Annotated in this window: 21 protein-coding genes; 7 read left to right on the top strand and 14 right to left on the bottom strand. The window is 73.8% G+C overall.

What is annotated here, in order from left to right:
- Positions 1-168 precede the first annotated feature (168 nt).
- Positions 169-1,935 carry an alpha/beta hydrolase gene (locus tag AC0I8G_RS00230; protein WP_471728169.1) on the bottom strand — a complete coding sequence of 589 codons (1,767 nt, stop codon included), beginning with the start codon at positions 1,933-1,935 and terminating at the stop codon, positions 169-171.
- An 83-nt stretch (positions 1,936-2,018) separates the two neighbouring features.
- Here AC0I8G_RS00230 and AC0I8G_RS00225 point away from each other — a divergent pair, with 83 nt between their 5' ends.
- On the top strand, positions 2,019-2,531 hold the full coding sequence (locus tag AC0I8G_RS00225) for a GNAT family N-acetyltransferase (RefSeq protein ID WP_471728168.1): 513 nt from the start codon (positions 2,019-2,021) through the stop codon (positions 2,529-2,531).
- The gene (locus AC0I8G_RS00220; RefSeq protein ID WP_471728167.1) at positions 2,528-2,818 is read left to right on the top strand and encodes a hypothetical protein; all 291 of its coding nucleotides are present in this window, start codon (positions 2,528-2,530) and stop codon (positions 2,816-2,818) included. Before AC0I8G_RS00225 ends, AC0I8G_RS00220 begins: the two co-directional genes overlap by 4 nt.
- A gap of 4 nt (positions 2,819-2,822) precedes the next feature.
- Here the strand turns inward: AC0I8G_RS00220 and AC0I8G_RS00215 are convergent, their stop codons facing one another.
- Genes AC0I8G_RS00215 through AC0I8G_RS00200 form a run of 4 tightly spaced genes read right to left on the bottom strand, consistent with a single transcriptional unit; the run spans position 2,823 to position 7,385 of the window.
- A complete protein-coding gene (locus tag AC0I8G_RS00215) occupies positions 2,823-3,362 on the bottom strand; it encodes a beta-class carbonic anhydrase (RefSeq protein ID WP_471728166.1) in 540 nt (179 codons plus the stop codon).
- Between the two features lies 1 nt (position 3,363).
- Positions 3,364-5,259: a DUF2264 domain-containing protein gene (locus AC0I8G_RS00210; RefSeq protein ID WP_471728165.1), complete on the bottom strand. Its 1,896-nt coding sequence runs from the start codon at positions 5,257-5,259 to the stop codon at positions 3,364-3,366.
- A gap of 13 nt (positions 5,260-5,272) precedes the next feature.
- Positions 5,273-6,265, bottom strand: coding sequence for a hydroxyacid dehydrogenase (locus AC0I8G_RS00205; protein WP_471728436.1), 993 nt, complete (start codon positions 6,263-6,265; stop codon positions 5,273-5,275).
- A gap of 58 nt (positions 6,266-6,323) precedes the next feature.
- Positions 6,324-7,385, bottom strand: a complete 1,062-nt coding sequence (locus AC0I8G_RS00200; RefSeq protein ID WP_471728164.1) for a substrate-binding domain-containing protein — start codon at positions 7,383-7,385, stop codon at positions 6,324-6,326.
- Positions 7,386-7,468: 83 nt separating this feature from the next.
- Here AC0I8G_RS00200 and AC0I8G_RS00195 point away from each other — a divergent pair, with 83 nt between their 5' ends.
- Together AC0I8G_RS00195 and AC0I8G_RS00190 are read left to right on the top strand one after the other, a co-directional pair.
- Positions 7,469-8,056 (top strand): histidine phosphatase family protein, encoded by a 588-nt coding sequence (locus AC0I8G_RS00195; RefSeq protein ID WP_471728163.1) that lies wholly within the window; start codon positions 7,469-7,471, stop codon positions 8,054-8,056.
- A gap of 44 nt (positions 8,057-8,100) precedes the next feature.
- Positions 8,101-9,501 (top strand): putative bifunctional diguanylate cyclase/phosphodiesterase, encoded by a 1,401-nt coding sequence (locus tag AC0I8G_RS00190; RefSeq protein ID WP_471728162.1) that lies wholly within the window; start codon positions 8,101-8,103, stop codon positions 9,499-9,501.
- A 34-nt stretch (positions 9,502-9,535) separates the two neighbouring features.
- Here the strand turns inward: AC0I8G_RS00190 and AC0I8G_RS00185 are convergent, their stop codons facing one another.
- The 9 genes from AC0I8G_RS00185 to AC0I8G_RS00145 all read right to left on the bottom strand — a co-directional run bounded on the left by AC0I8G_RS00185 (position 9,536) and on the right by AC0I8G_RS00145 (position 15,938).
- Positions 9,536-9,868: a HepT-like ribonuclease domain-containing protein gene (locus AC0I8G_RS00185; protein ID WP_471728161.1), complete on the bottom strand. Its 333-nt coding sequence runs from the start codon at positions 9,866-9,868 to the stop codon at positions 9,536-9,538.
- A 40-nt stretch (positions 9,869-9,908) separates the two neighbouring features.
- Complete coding sequence (locus tag AC0I8G_RS00180; protein ID WP_471728160.1) at positions 9,909-10,433, bottom strand: nucleotidyltransferase domain-containing protein; 525 nt, start codon at positions 10,431-10,433, stop codon at positions 9,909-9,911.
- A gap of 145 nt (positions 10,434-10,578) precedes the next feature.
- Positions 10,579-11,415 (bottom strand): alpha/beta fold hydrolase, encoded by an 837-nt coding sequence (locus AC0I8G_RS00175; protein WP_471728159.1) that lies wholly within the window; start codon positions 11,413-11,415, stop codon positions 10,579-10,581.
- A gap of 11 nt (positions 11,416-11,426) precedes the next feature.
- A complete protein-coding gene (locus AC0I8G_RS00170) occupies positions 11,427-12,314 on the bottom strand; it encodes a cutinase family protein (protein ID WP_471728158.1) in 888 nt (295 codons plus the stop codon).
- Positions 12,315-12,477: 163 nt separating this feature from the next.
- Positions 12,478-13,245: a GAF domain-containing protein gene (locus AC0I8G_RS00165; protein ID WP_471728157.1), complete on the bottom strand. Its 768-nt coding sequence runs from the start codon at positions 13,243-13,245 to the stop codon at positions 12,478-12,480.
- Positions 13,242-13,670 (bottom strand): STAS domain-containing protein, encoded by a 429-nt coding sequence (locus AC0I8G_RS00160; protein WP_471728156.1) that lies wholly within the window; start codon positions 13,668-13,670, stop codon positions 13,242-13,244. Before AC0I8G_RS00160 ends, AC0I8G_RS00165 begins: the two co-directional genes overlap by 4 nt.
- 158 nt (positions 13,671-13,828) lie before the next feature.
- A complete protein-coding gene (locus AC0I8G_RS00155; RefSeq protein WP_471728155.1) occupies positions 13,829-14,236 on the bottom strand; it encodes a RidA family protein in 408 nt (135 codons plus the stop codon).
- The gene (locus AC0I8G_RS00150; protein WP_471728154.1) at positions 14,236-15,006 is read right to left on the bottom strand and encodes an IclR family transcriptional regulator; all 771 of its coding nucleotides are present in this window, start codon (positions 15,004-15,006) and stop codon (positions 14,236-14,238) included. Before AC0I8G_RS00150 ends, AC0I8G_RS00155 begins: the two co-directional genes overlap by 1 nt.
- Positions 15,003-15,938, bottom strand: a complete 936-nt coding sequence (locus AC0I8G_RS00145) for a sugar kinase (RefSeq protein WP_471728153.1) — start codon at positions 15,936-15,938, stop codon at positions 15,003-15,005. Before AC0I8G_RS00145 ends, AC0I8G_RS00150 begins: the two co-directional genes overlap by 4 nt.
- Positions 15,939-16,022: 84 nt before the next feature.
- On the opposite strand from AC0I8G_RS00145, the gene AC0I8G_RS00140 reads away from it, so the two are divergent.
- The 3 genes from AC0I8G_RS00140 to AC0I8G_RS00130 are packed head-to-tail and all read left to right on the top strand — an operon-like array spanning position 16,023 to position 19,497.
- Positions 16,023-17,306: a type III PLP-dependent enzyme domain-containing protein gene (locus AC0I8G_RS00140; protein WP_471728152.1), complete on the top strand. Its 1,284-nt coding sequence runs from the start codon at positions 16,023-16,025 to the stop codon at positions 17,304-17,306.
- Positions 17,303-18,886: an N-acyl-D-amino-acid deacylase family protein gene (locus tag AC0I8G_RS00135; RefSeq protein WP_471728151.1), complete on the top strand. Its 1,584-nt coding sequence runs from the start codon at positions 17,303-17,305 to the stop codon at positions 18,884-18,886. Before AC0I8G_RS00140 ends, AC0I8G_RS00135 begins: the two co-directional genes overlap by 4 nt.
- Entirely contained in the window at positions 18,883-19,497 is a 615-nt protein-coding gene (locus AC0I8G_RS00130; RefSeq protein WP_471728150.1) for a bifunctional 4-hydroxy-2-oxoglutarate aldolase/2-dehydro-3-deoxy-phosphogluconate aldolase, read from the top strand. Before AC0I8G_RS00135 ends, AC0I8G_RS00130 begins: the two co-directional genes overlap by 4 nt.
- Positions 19,498-19,532: the final 35 nt, after the last annotated feature.

The following is a 19,532-nucleotide window of genomic DNA, read 5'->3' as shown; positions in this document are numbered from 1 at the left end:
CGTGCTGCGGCGACCCCTACGGGCCGTCCTCCACGGTAGGAGACGCCGAGCCCGGCAGGGAGTCCCTGTCGGTACCCGTCTCCGCTGGATGCCGCCGCAGCGCCGGAGGGGAGCCGGGGCAGAGGAGGAACCCGGACGCTGTCCCCCTCTGCCCGATCCCCTCGTCCATCAGCCGAGCGTTGCGTTGCCCGTCGCGTCGGCCGGCTTCGCGGCGGCGCGCCAGGAGGTCAGCGAGCCCTTCTGGGCGGCAGGGGCGTGGGCGACGACGTGGTCGGCCAGCAGGTCGTAGAACTCCCGGGTCGTCCAGGGTTCCCAGCCGTGGGGCTGGTTGCGGCCGAACCGGTACGTGACGTTGGATCCGGCGAGCTTGTCGACGCGTTCCTTGAACAGGTTGACGCCGTCGTTGAGGAAGTAGGTGTCGGCGTCGCCCACGTAGATGGTCAGCTGGCCGTCGAGCTTCTCGCGCAGGTCGTCCCAGTGCTTCTCGACGTAGGTCGCGAGGTCGAAGTGGTCCTGCCAGTAGGCAGCGACGTCGTGGTCGATCTCACCCGTCGTCTTGTCCCAGATCGGCTTCGGGTAGCCGTCGTCACCGCGGGGGGAGAACGCCGCCTGCCAGACGTCCCACTGCCCGAGTCCGGAGCGGCCGCGGCTGCCGAGCGCGCGCTCCCAGCCGTTCTCCTGCCCCATCGTGTACTGCGACTTGCCGCTGACCTCGCGCGCCGACGGCACGGGCACGTCGAGGTAGGCGTGGTGCGTGACGTAGGCGTTGTCGTCGCCGTAGACGTCGACGAGCTGGTGGGCGTGGAAGTCCAGCGGGTCGGGGTAACCGGCCCAGGCGCCCTGGTAGAGGTCGGGGTAGAAGATCTGCGTGGCCGCGGCTTCCCAACCGCCCGTCGAGCCGCCGGAGAGCACGCGGGCCCACGGCGCGCCGATGGTGCGGAAGCGACGGTCGACCTCCGGCAGCAGTTCCGTGTTCAGTGCGGTGCCGTAGGGGCCGATGTTCGCGGTGTCGACGGCGTAGGAGTCGTCGTAGTAGGGGTTCTCGTGGCGGAAGGTCACGGTGATGAACTTCGGTGCGGTGCCGGAGAGCCAGTACGCGCTGAACGCGTTGCTGCCGTCCTCGGTGAACCCCCGCGGTGCGTCACCGGGGAAGTGACCGTGGTTCAGCTCCATCGGGTAGCGCACGGTCCGGTTCGCCGCCTCGTCGTAACCCAGCGGCAGCAGGACGTCGGCGGCCACGTAGGTGTCGCGGCCCCAGAACTCCGAGAGCACCGCGCTGCGGATCTTCACGTGCTTGACGTGCTGCGACTCCTCGGGGTTGCCCTGCTGCGACGTGCCGCCCGCGGGGACCGGTTCGGAGGGTTGCACGGCCGTGTCCAGCGTGAGGTGCACGGTTCCCCGGCCCCCGGTCGCGGGGACGGTGACCTCCACGACGGGGCCGTAGAGGTTTCCGGTGGAGGCGAAGACGTCGTGGCCGTCGCCGCCGGGCAGGTGCAGGTCGATCTCCGCACCGTCGGAACGGGAGAAGTGCGTGTAGACGTTGAAGAACGCCTGTGCGCGGTAGGTGCCGGGGGGCAGCGACGAGGCGTCGGCGAGGGGGAACCCGACGGCCGGGGCCGCCAGGGGAACGGTGGTGCTGCGGCCCGGGGCGAGGCCGGTGACGTCGAGGCCCCAGAACGGCACCCCGTCGGCGACGTCGCCGGCCTGCTCGCGCGGCTCGCTGCCGGCGTCCGTGGTGAGGATGACGTAGACGCGGCCGGTGACCGCCTTCGGCGTCAGCCCCGGCGCGAGGGTGACGGACGCGGTCAGGGGCGGTCGGCGGCGCGCGGTGGTCTCCTCGGCTGCCGAGGCGGCAGGTGCGCCGCCCACAGCGGCGGCGGCGGCACCCACCCCCGCGACCGCGGTGACGAACGAACGACGGGACGGTGCGGTCACGACGGCTCCAGGTTGTGGTGGGGCGAGCACGTGCAGTCGTGCGGAACGTAGCAGCGGTGCTGGGACGAGACCAGGGTCGGCCCGTGACCGCGGGGTTCCTCGTCCGACGTGCGCTCGTCGCCGACGCGCGGGCCACGGCGCGGGTCCACGTCGACTCCCGGCGGCAGACCCACCGGGGTCTTGTGGCGGACGCGGTGCTCGACGACCCGGGGCTGCTGAGTTCCCGGGAACGGTTCTGGATCGCCGCCCTCACCGACGAACGGTGGAGCGCGAACCGGATCGCGGTCGCCGAGGTCGACGACGTGGTGGTCGGCATCGCGATGTCCGGTCCGTCGAGCGGGGGCGTTCGGCAGCTGCACCTGATCTACCTGGACGCGGCCCACCACGGTCCGGGCGCGGGGTCGGCTGTCCTCGACGCCGTCGTCCTGCCGGCCGAACCCGCGGTGCTGGAGGTCGCAGAGCCGAACCGCCGGGCGCAGGCGTTCTACCGCGAGCGGGGTTTCGCACCCACCGGGTCCGGACAGGTGGTCGACGGGGTGCGAGAGGTCACGTGGGTGCGGAACGGTCCACCGGGTGCGGCCGACGAGAGTCGATGAAGCCCGGGTCTCCCCGGGGTCGCGGGGTTCTCGCCGGTTTCGACAACTCCGCGGACCTCGGTGGTCTCCCGCTGGCGGACGGGACCACCGTGCCCGACCGGCGGGTCGTCCGAGCGCACACCCCGCCGGACCTCAGCCCCGGCGACCGAACGGCCCCGGACGCGCGGAACGCCGTCACGATGCTCGACCGCGTCCGGGACGTGCACGGGTCCAGCGCCGGGTACCTGCGCTCGATCGGGCTCGGCGGCGATCAGGTGCGCGCGTTGCGGCGACGGGTGACTCCGTGACCCGTCAGGGGATCCGGGGCGGTTCCTCGGCGGTGGCGTCGGCGTCCACGACGAGTTCGATCGCCCCGGTCCGCACGTCGTAGATCCCGCCGGCGACGGGCATCTTCGGCGGCAGGAACGGCCACGACCGGATGCGCTGCACGTCGTGGACGAGCGTCGTGCGCTGGTCGGAGATCGTCCGGAAGTCGATGCTGCGCGAGTCCACGCCCTGGGCGAGGACCTTCGCGTGCACGTCGCTGTCGGTGTTCTTCGTCATGCCGCAGTCGGTGTGGGCGAGGACGAGGACGCGGTCCACGCCGAGTAGGTAGTGCGCGAGGACGAGGGTGCGCAGCACGTCCTCGGTCACCCGGGCGCCGGCGTTGCGGAGGATCTTCGCGTCCCCCTTGGCCAGACCGAGCATCTCCAGCGGGGAGATGCGCGAGTCCATGCACGTCAGCACGGCGAGGCCGGAGCCGGCCACCCCGGGGCGGCCGTCGTCGACGAAGGTCTTCGCGTACTCGGCGTTGGCGGTCAGGACGTCGGTGAAGGGATCCACACCGCACATCTCACCATCCCGGCTCGACCTGCGGAACGGGCCCGTCCACGTCGGCCTGCGAGCGGGTGCCGTCGGCCCACGTCACCCGCACCCGGGCGCCGTCGAGGACGACCTCCGGGGCCGGGCCGGGGTCGACCGCGGAGAGTGAGACCGCGACCACGGCCGGGCCGTCACCGGCGTGGCCGCGCGCTCGGGGGACGAGGGCCCAGGCGCCGAAGGCGTTGCCCGCGGGCGCGCGGACGACGTCGAGGTCGGGAACGCCGCGGACGGCGAGCAACCGGCTGCTCGGACCGGGGGCGGTGAGGGTGATCGAGGTCGTGTCCAGCTGCTGCTCCAGCAGGCCGGGGTGGTCCGCGGCCACCGCCCAGCCCGTGACCGTCACGGCGGTCCCGGCGGGAACGGCGTCGAGGCGGAAGACCCGGACCTCCCACGCGTCGTGGGCGAGGACGAGGGAGAGGACCTCCGCCTGGGGGAGTTCGGTGCCGACGAACTCCGGGTGGTGCCGGCTGGCGGCCCAGCCGGGGCCGGTCCCGGCGGGGGTGAAGGCGTGCCGGACCCCCTCGAGCCCGCGCGCGCCGAGGACGACGGTGTTGTCGGCGACGTTGTGGGCCGACGTCGGACCGGTCCTCGTGGAGTAGGCGAGCCGGGCGTAGAAGGGGTCGGGTCGGCCGTCGGGGCCGCCCGGTCGGTGGTGGTCAGACCCGTGGTTGTGCACGCGGACCAGGCCGTCGGCGGTGTTCTGGACGAGCCAGCCGGCGGGGGCGATCGGGGTCGTCCGCGACGGGGCGAGCGCGGGAACGGGTTCTTCGGTGGCCGTCCACAGCGGGTGGTCGGGACCGGCGAGGAGCGCGGAGAACGCCTTGGACGACCAGTACGGGGAACCGGGTCCGGAGTAGCCCTGGACGCTCGCGGGGTGCGGGCCGTGGAACCCGCGGGTGAGGAGCCCGTCGGTGGTGGCGCCGCGGTCCAGGAAGTAGCGGACCCCGGAACTCAGCAGCGTCCGGCTGACGCCGGGCGCCCACGGGGTGTTCCCGGTGACCGCCCCGAGGGCCATCGAACTGACGGTGGCGAACCGGTAGGTCAGCGACCGTCCCTGGTGCAGGGGTGCGCCGTTGCCGTCGAAGGTCAGGGCGAACGTCGTGAGGAACTCCCGCAGTCGCGCGCCGAACCGCTTCCCGAGTTCCTCGTCGCGGCGCAGGTGGGAGTACAGCACCGGGTAGAGGTGCATGGCCCAGCCGACGTAGTGGTCGAACATCCGGCCGTCGCCGTCGGTGTACCACCCGTCCCCGCGGTACCAGCCCTCCAGCAGGTCGAGGGCGCGCGAGATCGCTGCCTCCGTCTCGGTGTCCCCGCGTCCGGCACCGGTCAGGAACGAGGCGACCGCCATCGGGAACAGGTACCAGTTGTTGGGCGCGGGTTCGTGGCGCAGACTGCCGCGCAGCCACGCCTCGACCCGGTCCTGCTCCTCGCCGGACAGCCTGTCCCACAACCACTCGCGGGTGAGGTCGAGCGCCAGGGCGATGGAGGCGGACTCCACCATCGGCTGCCCGCCGGACCGGACGGAGCCGATCACCGGCCAGGACTCCGCGTCGTCGGAACCAGGGTCCTGGGTTCCGGCGAGGAGCCCTCGTCGGTAGTTCCCGAGGTGCCCGTGCGGGTCTGCGCCCCCCTCGCCCGCGACCCGGAACGCCGCGGTCAGGAACGTGCGGGCGAAACCCTCCAGGCCGTCGGAGACCCACCCCGCGCGAGCGGGTTCCCCAGGCAGGTCGATGCGCCCGAACTCCGGGGTCGCCCACGGCCGGACGGCCAGCAGCAGGTCGTCGGCCACGGCGAGCCAGTGGGCGCGGGTCCAGCCGGTGATCGGGGAGAGGACGCGGTCCTCGGGGACGTTCTCGAGGAGGGACACCAGCGGAACTCCTTCAGGCGGTGCGGGACAGGGCGGGGTGGGCGACGGGGTGGGCCAGCGGCAGGCCGTCCGCGAGACGTTCGACCTCGTCGGCGGCGGCGGCGGTGAGCCGGCGCATCTCGTTGCCCAGCGACCCGGCGACGTGCGGGGTCAGCAGGACGTTCGGGCACGACCACAGGGGCGAACCCGGCGGCAGGGGTTCCGGGTCGGTGACGTCGAGGACGGCGCGGAGTCGGCCGCTGAGGAGTTCGCGGGTCAACGCCTCGGGGTCCACGACGGCACCCCGCGCGGTGTTGACCAGGGTCGCGCCGTCCCGCAGCGACGCGAGGACCCGGGCGTCCACCAGACCGCGGGTCTCGGGCAACAGGGGGGTGTGGACGCTGAACACGTCGCTGCGCCGGGCGAGTTCCGCCAGGCCCACGGGCTCGGCACCCAGCGCCCTGAGCTCGGAGTCCGGGACGAACGGGTCGTGGACGAGGACCTCGAGGTCGTGCGGGCGCAGGAGTTCCAGCACCCGGCGACCGACGAGGGAGGCGGAGAGGATCCCGACGGTCGAGCGGTAGTTCCCGGCCGCCTCGCTGAACCGCATCGCGGTCCGGGTGCGCTCGACGCGGAAGGCGTCGGCGGCGGGCAGGACGGCCTTGCCGGCGAGCAGGACCATGGCGAGGGTGTACTCCGCGACGGGGACGGCGTTCGCGGCCGCGGCCGAGGACACCTGGATCCCGCGTTCCCAGCAGGCCGCGCTCACGTGGTGACGCACCGATCCCGCCGCGTGCACGACGGCGCGCAACCGGGGCGCGGCGTCGAGCACGTCGGCGTCCAGGACCGGGCACCCCCACCCGGTGACCAGGACGTCCACCCCGGCGAGGACCCCGAGCGCCCGCGGGCTGGTGAACTCGCTCAGCAGGGTCTCGTCGAGGTCCACGACCGCGCGCAGCCGGTCGAGGAAGGTCCGGTCCACGACCCGGTCGCGACTGGCGGCGCTCATGGCGAGCGCGGCCCGCATCTTCGCTGGCACGGGGTCACCGTCCCGGCGCCGGGCCGGACAGGTCAAGAGCGTTCGATCACCGGTGATCGATCGCTCGGACGCTGTGCCGTTCCACGAGCCGGGGTGCGATCTCCAGGTGACGGCAGGGGGCGTCGGAGGCCGTCGTGCGCCACCCCAGCAGGTCCACGGCGGCCCGGCCGACCTCGCGCTTGGGCGGTGCGACGGCGGTGAGGCGCACCTCGCCGAGCCCCGCCACGACGTCGTCGTAGGTCACGATGCTGAGGTCGTCCGGCACCCGGATCCCCGCGCCGGCGAACCGGGGGAGCATGGACAGGGCGTCCGGGTCGGCGTGCACGAGGATCGCCGTCGCCCCGTGGCGGCGGACCGCCTCGACCGGGTCGGGAGCCGTCAGCCGGTGCTGCTGGTCGGCGTGGTCGGCCGACAGCAACGGCTCGGCGAGCACCGGCAGACCGAGGGAGCGCAGGGCGTCGGGCAGGCAGGCGCGCACGGTGCGCGAGGTCGGGGAGTCGTCGCGGCAGAAGGTCAGGATCCGCCGGTGGCCGTGCGCGCGCAGGTGCGACAGGGCCAGGTGGACCCCCGTGGCGTGGTCGCTGCGGACGGCGTCCCGTTGCGCGAGTGCGGATCCGCGGGGAGCGAACCGTTCGAGCAGGACGAGCGGGGGTGACGTCGGCCAGGACGGGACGCTCACGTCCTCGCTCACCTCCTCGGGAGAGTGCCACCGCGGGGCGTAGAGGATGCCGGACACCCCGCGGGTGCCCGCCGCCCGTTCGATGGCCGCCCGCGTCGCCACCGGCCCGCGGGCGACCTCGAGGACGTAGCGGCCGCCGTGCGCGGCGACGGCTTCGCGCGCGCCGTGCAGGATCTCGCCGAGGTAGGCCCCCGAGGAGGACGACACCGCCACGACGGTGCCCAGGACCGGACCACCGGGCAACGCGGCGGTCACGATCCCGTGCCTCCGGGTGAGTCGACCCTGCTCGGCGAGCGCCTCGACGTCGCGACGGACGGTGACCGCCGCCATCCCCAGTTCGAGGGCGAGGTCGCTGACCCGGGCGCTGCCGCGGGACGTGACCAGGGCGGTGATCCGTTCACGCCTGGCCACCGGGCCGTCGACCGTCATGGGGCATCTCCCGCCTCGTCGCGATGATCGAACGATCCTCACCCGTCGGACCCGGCGGCACAAGGGGCGCGTATCGTCGCCCTGTGTCGATCCTCGTCGTCCGTCACGGCCAGACCGAGTGGAGCCTCTCGGGGCAGCACACCGGCAGCACCGACGTCCCGCTCACCGCAGCGGGCGAGGTGCAGGCCCGTGGACTCGCCCCCGTCTTCGCCGACCGCAGCGTCTCGGCCGTCTTCGTCAGCCCCCGCCAGCGGGCCCGGCGCACCGCCGAACTCGCCGGTCTGAGCGACGTGACGATCGACGACGACCTCGTCGAGTGGGACTACGGCGGCTACGAGGGCCGCACCACGGCCGAGATCTCGGCCGAGCTCGGACGCGAGTGGTCGGTCTGGCACGACGGTGTCGTCCCGGGGCAGACGCCGGGGGAGACCGTGCACGCGGTCTCCGCCCGCGCCCGCGCGGTCCTGGACCGGGCGCAGGCCGCCGAGGGCGAGGGTGACGTGGTGCTCGTCGCCCACGGGCACTTCCTGCGCATCCTGCTCGCGACCTGGCTGGGGCTCTCGCCCACCGCCGGGGCGTTGTTCGCCCTCGAGGCGGGCACCTGGGGAGAACTCGGCCGCGAGCACGGCCGGCCCGTGCTGGTCCGCTGGAGCGTTCCGCCGCTCGGGTGAGCCGGACGGCTCAAGTCGTCACTCCGCGTGCCGATGGGGCTCGTGTGACAGCCGCCTCGATCGCCTGGACCACCTCGGTGCTCGTGATCGTGGTGGCCTCCGTCCTCCTCACCGTCCTCGTCCGCCAGCGCGACCGGGCCCGTGATGAACTCGCCCGCACCGACCCGCTCACCGGGCTCGGCAACCGCCGCGCGCTCGTCGAGTCGGGTGAACCGCTGCTGGCCTCGGGGCGCGGTCTGGGGCTGCTGCTCCTCGACCTCGACGGTTTCAAGGACGTCAACGACACCCTCGGGCACGCGGCCGGGGACGAGGTCCTCGTCCAGGTCGCCCGGGTCCTCACCGCCACCGTCGGCGACCGGGGTCCGGTGACCCGCCTCGGTGGTGACGAGTTCGCCGTCCTCGTCCCCGCGCCCGGCCCGGGCGACGACCTCGAGGTCGTCGCGAAACGCCTCCTCGCCGCCCTCTCCGTCGGGAGCTTCCACGCCGGGGTCGTCCCGATCGACCTCCAGGGCAGCATCGGGATCGCCGTCGCGGGGGTCGACGGGAACTCCCTCGGAGAACTCCTGCAGCACGCCGACATCGCCATGTACGCGGCCAAGCGGAGCCGGCTCGGGGTCCTGCGCTACGACGCCGCGAGCGACCCGCACTCGGCCGGGGGCCTGGAACTCCTCGGGCAGCTGCGCGGGGCGATGGACGCCGACCAGCTCGAACTGCACTACCAGCCCAAGGTCTCCGGTGACGGTTCCCGGTTGGTGGGTTTCGAGGCGCTGGTGCGCTGGAACCACCCGACGCGGGGTTTCCTGCTGCCCGCCGACTTCCTGCCGTTCGTCGAACGCACCAACCTCATCCACCCGCTGACGCGCTGGGTGCTCATCACGGCGTTGCGCCAGGCCGCGACCTGGCGGGCCCAGGGCGTCGACGTCTCGATGTCGGTGAACATCTCCGCGGTCACCCTCGACGCGGGCCTGCTGGGTGTGGTCGAGGAGGCCCTGGCCCTCACCCGGTGGACCCCGTCCGCACTGGTGCTCGAGATCACCGAGACGGCCATCATCAACGACCCCGAGGGCGCACGGGCCACGGTCGCGAAGCTGCGCGAGCGCGGGATCCGCGTCTCCGTCGACGACTTCGGGGCGGGCTCGACGAGCCTCGGCCACCTGCGCGGTCTCGCCGTCCACGAACTCAAGATCGACCGGCAGTTCGTCTCCGAGATGGTGGCGCACCCGGAGGACGAGGTCATCGTGTCCTCGGTCATCGCCCTGGCCCACCAGCTCGGACTCGTCGTCGTCGCCGAGGGCGTGGAGACCCTCGCCTCCGCGGACCGGTTGTGCGCGTTGGGCTGTGACGAACTCCAGGGGTTCTTCTTCGCCCGTCCGCTGCCGGCCGAGAAGGCACTGGCCTGGGCCCGCACCGAAGGGATGGCCGGCGCCGCCGTCGAACTGCGGTAGGTCGCAGTCGGCGGGATGACCGAGCGTTCCGAGGTCAGTCGCCGAGGTTCTCGAGGAGCCGTTCGACAGCTCGCCGAAGTTCGGGCAGGTCCTGGGTGACGGTAGCGGCGACGATGGCGTGGGTGGTGTCGAAGCAACGGTGGGCGAGGTGATCGCGCATGCGGGCGATCTCCGACCACGGCAGGTCCGGCTCACCGGTCAGCACCTCGTCCGGGACGGCTTTGACGGCCTCACCGATCTCGATCAGTCGTACCCGGACGGCGTCGAAGACGAGACCGTCGGAAAGGTCACCGCGGCGGGTGTGAGCGTCGATGGCGTCCAGGGCCGCCTGTACGTCCAACAGTCGCTGGCGGGCGTGCCGGCTCACGTGAACACCACGGCCCTGCCCATCGTCGCTGTCGTCGCACTCACAGGGACACCAGGTCCGCCTCGACGTTCGCCCGCACCTCGGGTTTGAGCCCGTCCTCCGGGATCAGGTCGACCGGGACGTGCAGGAGGTCCTCCAGGTCCCGGCGCAGGCTTCCGAGCGCGAACAGTCCCGTCCCCGGGGGTAGGTCCACGAGCAGGTCGACGTCGGAGTCGGGGCGTTCGGTGCCGCGGGCGGTGCTGCCGAAGACACGGACGTGGTGCACGCCGTGAGCGGCGGCGATCGTCTTGACCTTGCGCCGGTGCCGGCGCAGGCGCCGCCCCAGGGGGCCGGAGAGCGCGGTGGTGGGTGGGGAGTCGATGGTGATCAGTGAGGCATCGAGCAGGTGACCGCTGGCGCGCAGCAGGTGCAGCAGCGTCGGCAGGGAGGGCTGACGCTGTCCGGACTCGTAGGCGCTGATCACGCTCTGGGTCACTCCGGCGCGCTGGCCCAGCTGGGCCTGTGTCAGTCCGGCGCGCCGACGCGCGTCCTTCAGCAGCACCTCGGCGGACTCGATGACGGGCACGTCGTCATCATAGCGAATCGTCGATGCGACGTCGCCGACGAGCCGGCACCGGGGGTGCTGGTCGGTGAACGTCGGAGGTACGGACAGCCGGTCCTCGACGGGGGCTGACGCCGGTCGTTGACAGCGCGCCTCGCGCCGAGCAGGCCTAGGCCCGCCGGCCCGCGGCGGACAGGACCGCGTCCGCGACGGCCTGCGGGGCCAGTTCGGGCACCCAGTGGCCGGTGTCGAGCTCGACGTGGCGGTAGGGACCGCGGACGTGGTCGGCGGTCCGGTCCACGGCGGCGCGGGCGTAGAACGGGTCCCGTCGACCGTGGAGGTAGGTCGTGGCCACCTCGACGTCGCCGACGGGACGGGCGAACGGCAGGGCCCGGTACCAGCCCAGCGCCGCGCGCAGGCTTCCCGGTGCGCTGTGCCGGCGGGCGTACCCGGCGGCGAGGTCCGCGGGCAACCCGCTGCGCCGCAGGGAAGCTGACAGCAGCTCACCACCCCGGGCCAGCAGCAGCCGCTCGGGCAGCAGCGGCAGCTGGAAGAACCCGACGTAGGTCGAGCGCAGCCCCTGCGTCGAGGACGTCACCGCGCGCCGGTAGGCGGCCGGGTGGGCCTGCGAGAGGACGGTCAGGGACGCGAGCCGTTCCGGGTGCGTCGCGGCCAGGGCCCAGGCGACCACCCCGCCCCAGTCGTGGCCGAGGAGGTGCACCGGCCGGGCCGGCCCGCTCGGCGTGGCCGCGTCCAGCAACGCGACGACGTCGGCGACGAGCTCGGGCAGCGCGTAGTCGCGGCGGTGCGGGGGTCGGGCGCGCGCGCCGTAACCCCGCTGTTCGGGCACGAGCACCCGCAGCCCGCCCGCCACGAGCCGGGGCACGACGGCGTCGTAGGCTTCCGGGCCCTGCGGGAACCCGTGCAGGCAGACGACCACGTCCCCGTCGGCGGGGCCGTGGTCGCCGGTGGAGAAGTCCAGGCCGGCCCGGGTGAAGGAGTCCACCGACGTGCCGGTCAGCAGGCGGCGACGCGGGTCCAGCCGCCGTCGACCTGGCGCAGCGAGACGATGGTGTAGCTGCTGGTCAGGCCCAGGGCGTCGCGGGAACCGCGGGCGTAGGCGTAGCCGTACAGGCTCACGGCGCGGTCGGCAGCGACGTGGGCCCGGGTGCTGTCGCGCACGCAACTCGTCGGGGTGGGGGTCGGGGTGGGCGTGGTGGGTCCGCCCCCGGCGCGCACCAGACCCGCCGCGAACCGGGCACCTTCCGTCGTGGCCCCGTTGCTGGGGTAGCTGAGGTGGCTGCCCGTCCCGGTCTTGGGGGCGCTGCCGCAGACGGTGTCGCTGCTGTTGCAGTAGTCCTTCGACTTCGGCCCGTAGGTGGTGCTGGCGGTGGCGATGGTGCGTCCGCTCAGCCCCAGCGGGTTGCCGAACACGACGACCGCGGCGACGCGACCGGACAGCTCGGCGGGGACGGGCGTGCCGGTGGTGGTGCCCGTGCGGATGCCCACCGCGATGTCGGTGACGGTCGCGCCCTGGGAGTAGCCCCCCAGGACGAAGCGGGTCGAGGGGCAGGCCGCGGCCACCTCGCGCACGTGGGCGCTCATGTCGGTGGCACCGGGGCCGGCGCTGGTCTGGGAGGTGTTGGCGGCGTAGTCCACGGCGTAGGAGGTGACGGTCCGGTCCGACAGCTCGCTCGTGAGGGCCCGGACGAAGGGCGAGCCGACGATGCCGAGACCGGGCGTCTCGCCGGTGCCGCGCGCGAAGACGACCTCGACGTCGGAACAGGTGGCGGCGGTGGCCGGTGTGGCGGCGCTCAGCAGGGCGCCACCGGTGGCGGCGAGCGCGGCGAGGGTGGCGACCAGCCGGCGGGACGAGGGGATGCGCAGCACGGGTTCTTCCTCCACGACATCGGGGTACGGCGGCGGGTCGCCGCTCAGCCGGTGCACAGCATGCCCGGCCCCGCGGTCACCGGCAAGCGCCTACCGCCGGGTGGCGAGCTCGGGTTCGGAAGGGTTTCCCCGAGGCCGGTGACACCATCCGGGTCGAGCTGTCGGCGGCCTCCGGGGGTCAGGAGTGCGGCCGGTCCCCGAGGTCGGCGACCGGCGTCCGGCCGCTGACGACGTCCTCGGCCACCTGCTCCAGCGTCTGGTCGCGGGAGTGGGCGTGGGCGCGCAGCAACGCGAAGGCACTCGGGGTGTCGGTCTGGAGCGTCGAGTTGAGGATCCCGACGGCCAGCCACACCCGGTAGCGCCGACTCGCCGCGTGCGTGTCCAGCCACTCGGTGGGGAGGGTGAGTTCGACCTCTCCGCCCTCGCCGTCGGCGGTTTCCGCACGGGCGTGACCTCGCAGGGTGGCCTGCAGCAGCACCGAACAGGCCATGCCCGCCACGGCCTGGGCGGAATCCACGTCGAAACCCGGGCGCACCTGCGCCTCCGTGGAGTAGAGGTCGATCGCCCCGATGCCGCCGCCGTCGCTCCCCAGCACCAGCGGCACGGCGACCACGGAGCGGTAGGGACTGTGCCGCCGGACCCGCTGGTGCAGAGCCGGCCAGCGGCGGGCGAAGGACGGTTCGTCGGCCACGACCGGCGCGGAGTGCTGGAACGCGGCGATGCAGGGTCCTTCGCCGAGGGTGTACTGCCACTGCTCGGCGGCGACGGCCTCGGAGGTGCTGGCCCCCAGCAGGACCCGGTGGTCACCGCCGAAGAAGCTGATGCTCGCGGCGTCGACCTCCAGCACGCTGGCGACGGTCCGGGCCAGGGTCGTGGGTACCAGGTCGGCGTCGTCCCAGCCGGCGTGGAAGACGTAGGCCTCGCGGAAGTGGTCGGCGAGGGTCATGCGGGCCCGCGAGCGCCGTGGTGGTGGCGGTCACCGTCGAGGTCCGCCGGGACCGCGGGGCGGAAGTAGTCACGGGCCGCGTCGGGGGCGTGGAGACGTCGCACCTCCTCGTCCGGGGTGTGCCGGCCTCCGAGGCTGTGCCAGGCGTCGAACTCCTCGAACACGTCCTCGACGGCGCCGTGGACTCCGGCCGCTCGCACGGCGCCACCTCCACGACGTGCCCGGCGTTCCGCGTCGAGCAGCACCGCGAGACCCCCTTCGTCCAACGCGGTGGTGCGGCTGAGGTCGATGACCAGGGACCGGGTCGTGGGCAACGTGGTGTCGAGGCACGCGGAGAGCCGGCCCGTGGTCTCGGTGGTCAGACTGCCCTGCAACGAGATGACCGCGAGATCACCCTCGCGGTGCTGGTCGACGGAGAAGTCCATGCGTGCCCCCGAGGTGGGTGTGACGGCGCGCCCGCTGTTGGACCGGTGACTGCGGCCGGCCACCCGACAGGTGGCGAGGCCCTACCCCGGAACCTACCCCCACCCGACGTCCTGAACCACGGGAGTCTGCGGCGACTCCGCCGAGGTGGCCCGGGGCCCTAGTCGGCCAGGACGGCGAGCGCGTCGATCTCGACGAGCATCTCCTCGCGGGGCAGGCCGGTCATGACGGTCGTGCGGGCGGGCAGGACACCGGAGGTGCAGTGCGCGCCGACGTACTCGCCGTAGGCCTCGTTCATCGCGGCGAAGTCGTCGCGCGTGGTGAGGTAGACGCGGAGCATGACGACGTCGTCGAAGCTCGCGCCCCCCGCGCGGAGGATCGCGTCGACGTTGCGCAGGGTCCGCAGGGTCTGCGCCTTCACGTCACCGGGGTGCAGGTACTCGTTGGTCACCGGGTCCACCGGGCCCTGGCCGGAGACCTGCAGCAGGGGTCCCTTGCGGACGCCCTGCGAGAACGTGTGCGCCGGGGCGGGGGCGTCGGTCGTGGTGACGGCGGTGCGGGTGGTCATCAGGAGTTCTCCTTCTCGTCGGGGTGGTCGAGGAACCCGCAGGAGCGGGAGATGTCCGCGGTCGCGGACAACAGGGCGGGCACGAGGTCGAGGACGGCCTCGTGGGGGAGCAGCACGTCGGGCACCGAGATCGAGACCGCGGCGAGGACGCGTCCGTCGGCGCCGCGGACGGGGGCGCCGACGCAGTTGACGAAGGTCTCGTTCTCCGCGTGGTCCTGCGCCCAGCCCGCCTCGGCCACGGTCGCGACCTCCGCGAGCAGTTCCTCGGGACCCGTGAGGGTCCTCGTGGTCAGCCGGGAGAACTCCAGGGTCGCCACGAGTTCCGCCCGGTCGGGGGGCCGCAGGTCGGCGAGGAACACCTTCCCGACGGCGGTGCAGTGCAGCGCGGCGGTGTTCCCGATGCGTGAGGCCATGCGGACGGCGGCGCTGCGGGGTTCGAGCTTGTCCACGTAGGTGGCGACGGAACCGTCGAAGGCCGCCAGGTGGACGGTCTGCCCGACGTCGTCGCGCAGGCGCCGCAACCGGGGGGCGGCCACGGCCCGGACGTCGAAGGAGTCCAGGGCCTGCTGGGCGAGGCGGAACAGGTGGGAGCCGAGGGCGTAGCGGTGCTGCTCGTCGTGGTGGACGTAGCCCGCGTCCTCGAGGACCCGCAGCAACCGCAGGACGGTGCTCTTGTGGGCCCCCGTCGCCTCGGCGAGTTCCCCCAGGGTCGCCGTACCGCCGGCGACGAGGTCGAGCAGCCCGAGGGCGCGCAGCAGCGACTGGCTCACCCCGTCAACGCCGGGACCTCGGCGGGGCGGTCGCCCCGGGTCACGAGGGCGGCTGCGGCGCAGCGGTGGCCGAACCCGACGGCGGCGTCGACGGCGAACCCGTGGGCGCGGCCGGCGAGGTAGCCGGCGGCGAAGGCGTCGCCCGCGCCGACGGGTTCGACGACGTCGACCGTCAGGGCGGGGACGTGGCGGTCCGGGTTCCCCGGTTCGAGCACGAGCACGCCGTGCTCCTCCTGCTTCAGCAGGATCCGCCGGGCGTCCGGCAGGGCCGCGCGCAGCGCGGCCGGGTCGTCGGTCCCGAACACCACCCGCGCCTCGTCGGCGCCGAGCAGGACCTCGTCGGCCGCGGCGGCCATCCGGCGCAGCGGTTCCTCGCTGCGTCCCCGCCACAGCGCGGGGCGGTGGTTCAGGTCCACCGACAGCGTCGTGGCGCTGCCCCGCACCCGGTCGGCGAGTGCGGCGCAGAACGCGGCCGCGGACTCGGAGAGGCCGGGCGTGATCCCGCTGACGTGGACGGTGTCGGCCTCGGCCAGGGCCGCGCGCGCGGCGGGCCGGTCGAGGAACGCGGGGGAGAGGGCCGAGGCCGCCGACCCGCTGCGGTAGTAGTGCATGCGCGAGCGCCGGGACCCGTCGGCGGCGACCCCCGGAGCCTTGACGTAGAGACCGGTCGGCCGGTCCGGGTCGAGTTCGACGGCGCCGACGTCCACGCCGACCCCGTCGGCTAGAGCCAGGACGTGCTCACCGAACCCGTCCTCGCCCAGGCGCGAGAGCCAGCTCACGTCCACGTCGAGGCGGGCGAGGGTCAGGGCCACGTTGAGTTCCGCTCCGCCGACGGTGCGGACGAAGAGGTCCGCCTCGGCCAGGGGGACGTCCTGGGCGGGCGTCAGCACGACCATCGCCTCGCCGACGCACAGGACCTTTGACCGGGACACGGCGCGATGCTAGAACGGCCTCGACCGCTGCTGCAACGTCCGTTGCACGGCGCGCAACGCAGTCACGACGCAGTGGAGGTCGGTGTGGTGTACGACGCCCCGGAGATCGGTGCGCTCCCGGCCGAGGGCAAGGCGGTGCCGGTCGACGCCTGGGGGGTCCCGGCCGACGAGTTCGTGGCGACCCGTCCCGGCCTGGCCGACCTCCCCACCCCGCTCGTCACCCTCGACGCCACCGCCCTGACCCGCAACATCGCGACGATGGCCGCCTGGGCCGCCGCGGCCGGTGTCGACCTCGCCCCCCACGGCAAGACGACGATGGCCCCCTCGATCTGGCGGACCCAGCTCGAGGCCGGCGCGATCGGGATCACCGTCGCGACGGGGTGGCAGCTCACCGTCGCCCTGCGCGAGGGGCTGGACTGGGTCCTGGCGGCCTACCCCGTCCTCGACCCGCAGGTGCTGCGGTTCCTCAGCAGGCCCCGCACCGCCCGCGTCCTCACCTGGGTGGACGGGGTCGACGTCGTCGAGGCGATGGCCCCGCACGTCGCCGACGCCGTCGCACCCGTCGACGTCCTCGTCGAACTCGGGGCCACCGGGGGCCGGACCGGCGCTCGCTCCCGCGGCGCCGCGGTGGAGGTCGCCCGGGCCGTCGCCGCGACCCCCGGTCTGCGGTTGGCCGGGGTCGCGGGCTACGAGGGGGCGCTCGCCCACGACGCGAGCCCCGCGAGCCTCGTCGTGGTCCGCACCTACCTCTCCGACCTCGCCGCGCTGCACCGGACGCTGTTGGACCAGGGGTTGTACGGCGACGTGCCCGGTGGCCTCGTCGTCAGCGCCGGCGGCAGCGCCTACTTCGACGCCGTGGCCGACGTGCTCGCCGCGGTGCACGACCCCGACGGGGTGCGCGGAGCCCCGACACGCGTCGTCGTGCGCGCCGGCGCCTACGTCGCCCACGACGACGGGTTCTACCGCGGGATCACCCCGATGAACCGCGGCAGCGAGGGGGAGTTGCGCGCCGCCCTCCACGGGTGGGTCCGCATCGTCTCCCGCCCCGAACCGGGCCTCGCGCTCGGCGACGCGGGCAAGCGCGACCTCGCCTTCGACGAGGGGCTCCCCGAGGTGCAGGCGGTGCGCCGCGCGGCCACGGGCGACACCGAACCCCTCGAGGGAGCCACCGTCACCGCGATGAACGACCAGCACACGTTCCTGTCCCTGACCGGGGACGCCCGGGAACTGCGGGTCGGTGACGTCGTCCGCCTGGGTCTGTCCCACCCCTGCACGACGTTCGACAAGTGGCAGCTCCTGCCCGTCGTCGACGACGCCCTCGCTTCGCAACCCGTGCTCGTCGACTGGGTGCGCACGGTGTTCGGGTGAACCTCGTCGTCCGCGGGGCCACCATCGTCGACGGCACGGGGAGACCCGGCCGTCGCGGAGACGCCCTCGTCGTCGACGGCCGGATCGCGGAACTCGGGGACGTCGGGACGACCGCCGGGGCGCGGGAACTGCGGGCCGACGGGCTCGTGCTGTCGCCGGGTTTCATCGACATGCACGCCCACTCCGACCTCGCCGTGCTCACCGACCCGCAGCACCTCGCGAAGACCACCCAGGGGGTCACGACCGAGGTCGTCGGCCAGGACGGGCTGAGCTACGCCCCCGTCGACGCCGCCGCCCTCGCCGTCCTGCGCGAACAGCTCGCGGGGTGGAACGGGATCCCCGACGACGACCTCGGGTGGCCCGGGGTCGGGGCCTACCTCGACCGCGTCGACCGCGGCGCCGCCGTCAACGTCTGCTACCTCGTCCCCCAGGGCACGGTGCGGATGGTCGTCGTCGGAACCACCGACCGCCCCGCCACCGCGGCGGAACTCCGGCGCATGCGGGAACTCGTGGGACTCGGCCTGGCCGAAGGTGCCGTCGGGATGTCGAGCGGGCTCACCTACACACCCGGCATGTACGCCGACACCGCGGAACTCGTGGCGTTGTGCGAGGTCGTCGGCGCGGCCGGAGGTTTCTACGCCCCCCACCAGCGTTCCTACGGCAAGGGCGCCCTCGAGGCCTACGCCGAGGTCGTCGACGTCGCCCGCCGCGCCGGCTGCGCCCTGCACCTCACCCACGCCACGATGAACTTCGGCGTCAACGCAGGCCGCGGCGGGGAACTCCTCGACCTCGTCGACGCGGCGCTCGCCGACGGTGTCGACGTGACCCTGGACTCCTACCCCTACCTGCCCGGGTCCACCACCCTCGCGGCGGTGCTGCCGAGCTGGGCGAGCGAGGGTGGCCCGGAGGCGACCCTGCTCCGCCTCGAGGACCCGGAGGCGTTGCAGCGCATCCGGTACGCCCTCGAGGTCGAGGGGTCCGACGGCTGCCACGGCGTCACGGCCGACTGGGACACGGTGCAGGTCTCCGGGGTCCGGCACCCGGAACTCCCGGAACTCGCGGACCTCGTGGGGCGGAGGATCACCGGTTTCGAGATGTTCGTCGACGTCCTGCGTCGCGACCGCCTCGGCACGACGATCCTGCAGCACGTCGGCCACGAGGAGAACGTCCGCGCCATCATGGCCCACCCGCGCCACACCGTCGGCAGCGACGGTCTCCTCGTCGGTGCCCGCCCGCACCCCCGGGCCTGGGGGACGTTCCCGCACTACCTCGGGCACTACGTGCGGGAGGAGGGGGTCCTCGGGCTGGAGGACTGCGTCGCCCACATGACCTCCCGTCCGGCCCGGCGACTGGGGCTGCGGGACCGCGGAGTCCTGCGGCCGGGCGCGGTCGCCGACCTCGTCCTCTTCGACCCGACGACGGTGGCCGCCGGGGCCACCTTCGATCACCCCCGACGCCAGGCCGTCGGCATCCCGCACGTCCTCCTCGGCGGCGAGCCCGTCGTCGCCGACGGCCGGCGCACCGACGCGCTGCCCGGGCGGGCGCTGCGCCACCACCCCTCGACAGGAGTCACCGCATGAGCCTCGAGCAGTTGTTCACCGACCGGGTGGTGGCCGTCGTCCGCGCGCCGGAGATCCCCGACGCCCGGGCCCTGTGCGCGGCGCTGGCCGCGGGCGGGATCCGCACCGTGGAACTGACGTTCACCACCCCCGACGTCCTGCGCCACCTGCGCGAGGCCGCCGGTGCCGAGGGGATCTCCCTCGGCGTCGGCACGGTCCTGGACGACGACGACGCGCGGGCCGCGATCGACGCCGGAGCCCGGTTCCTCGTCACCCCGGGCCTGCGACCCGCGGTGGCGGCGACCGCGGTGTCGGCGGGGATCCCGTTCCTCATGGGCGCGTTCACCCCCAGCGAGGTCCTGGTCGCGCACGAGTCCGGTGCGGCCGCGGTCAAGGTGTTCCCCGCGGGTCGTCTCGGGCCGGGCTACCTGACCGATCTGCACGGCCCCTACCCCGACGTCCGGCTCGTCCCCTCCGGCGGGGTCAGCGCAGGCAACGCCGCGGAGTACCTCGCCGCTGGTGCGGCCGCCGTCACCGCGGGCACCGGAGTCGTTCCGCCGCGACTGGTCGCCGCCGCGGACTGGGCGGGCATCACCGAGCGGGCCGCCGCCTTCGTCGCCGCGATGGGCTGACGCGCCGCCGAGGTCACCCCCGTCGGAGGATCCGG

The organism is Kineococcus sp. AC630 (assembly GCF_979255925.1).
This window is presented reverse-complemented; position numbering and strand designations above follow the sequence as displayed.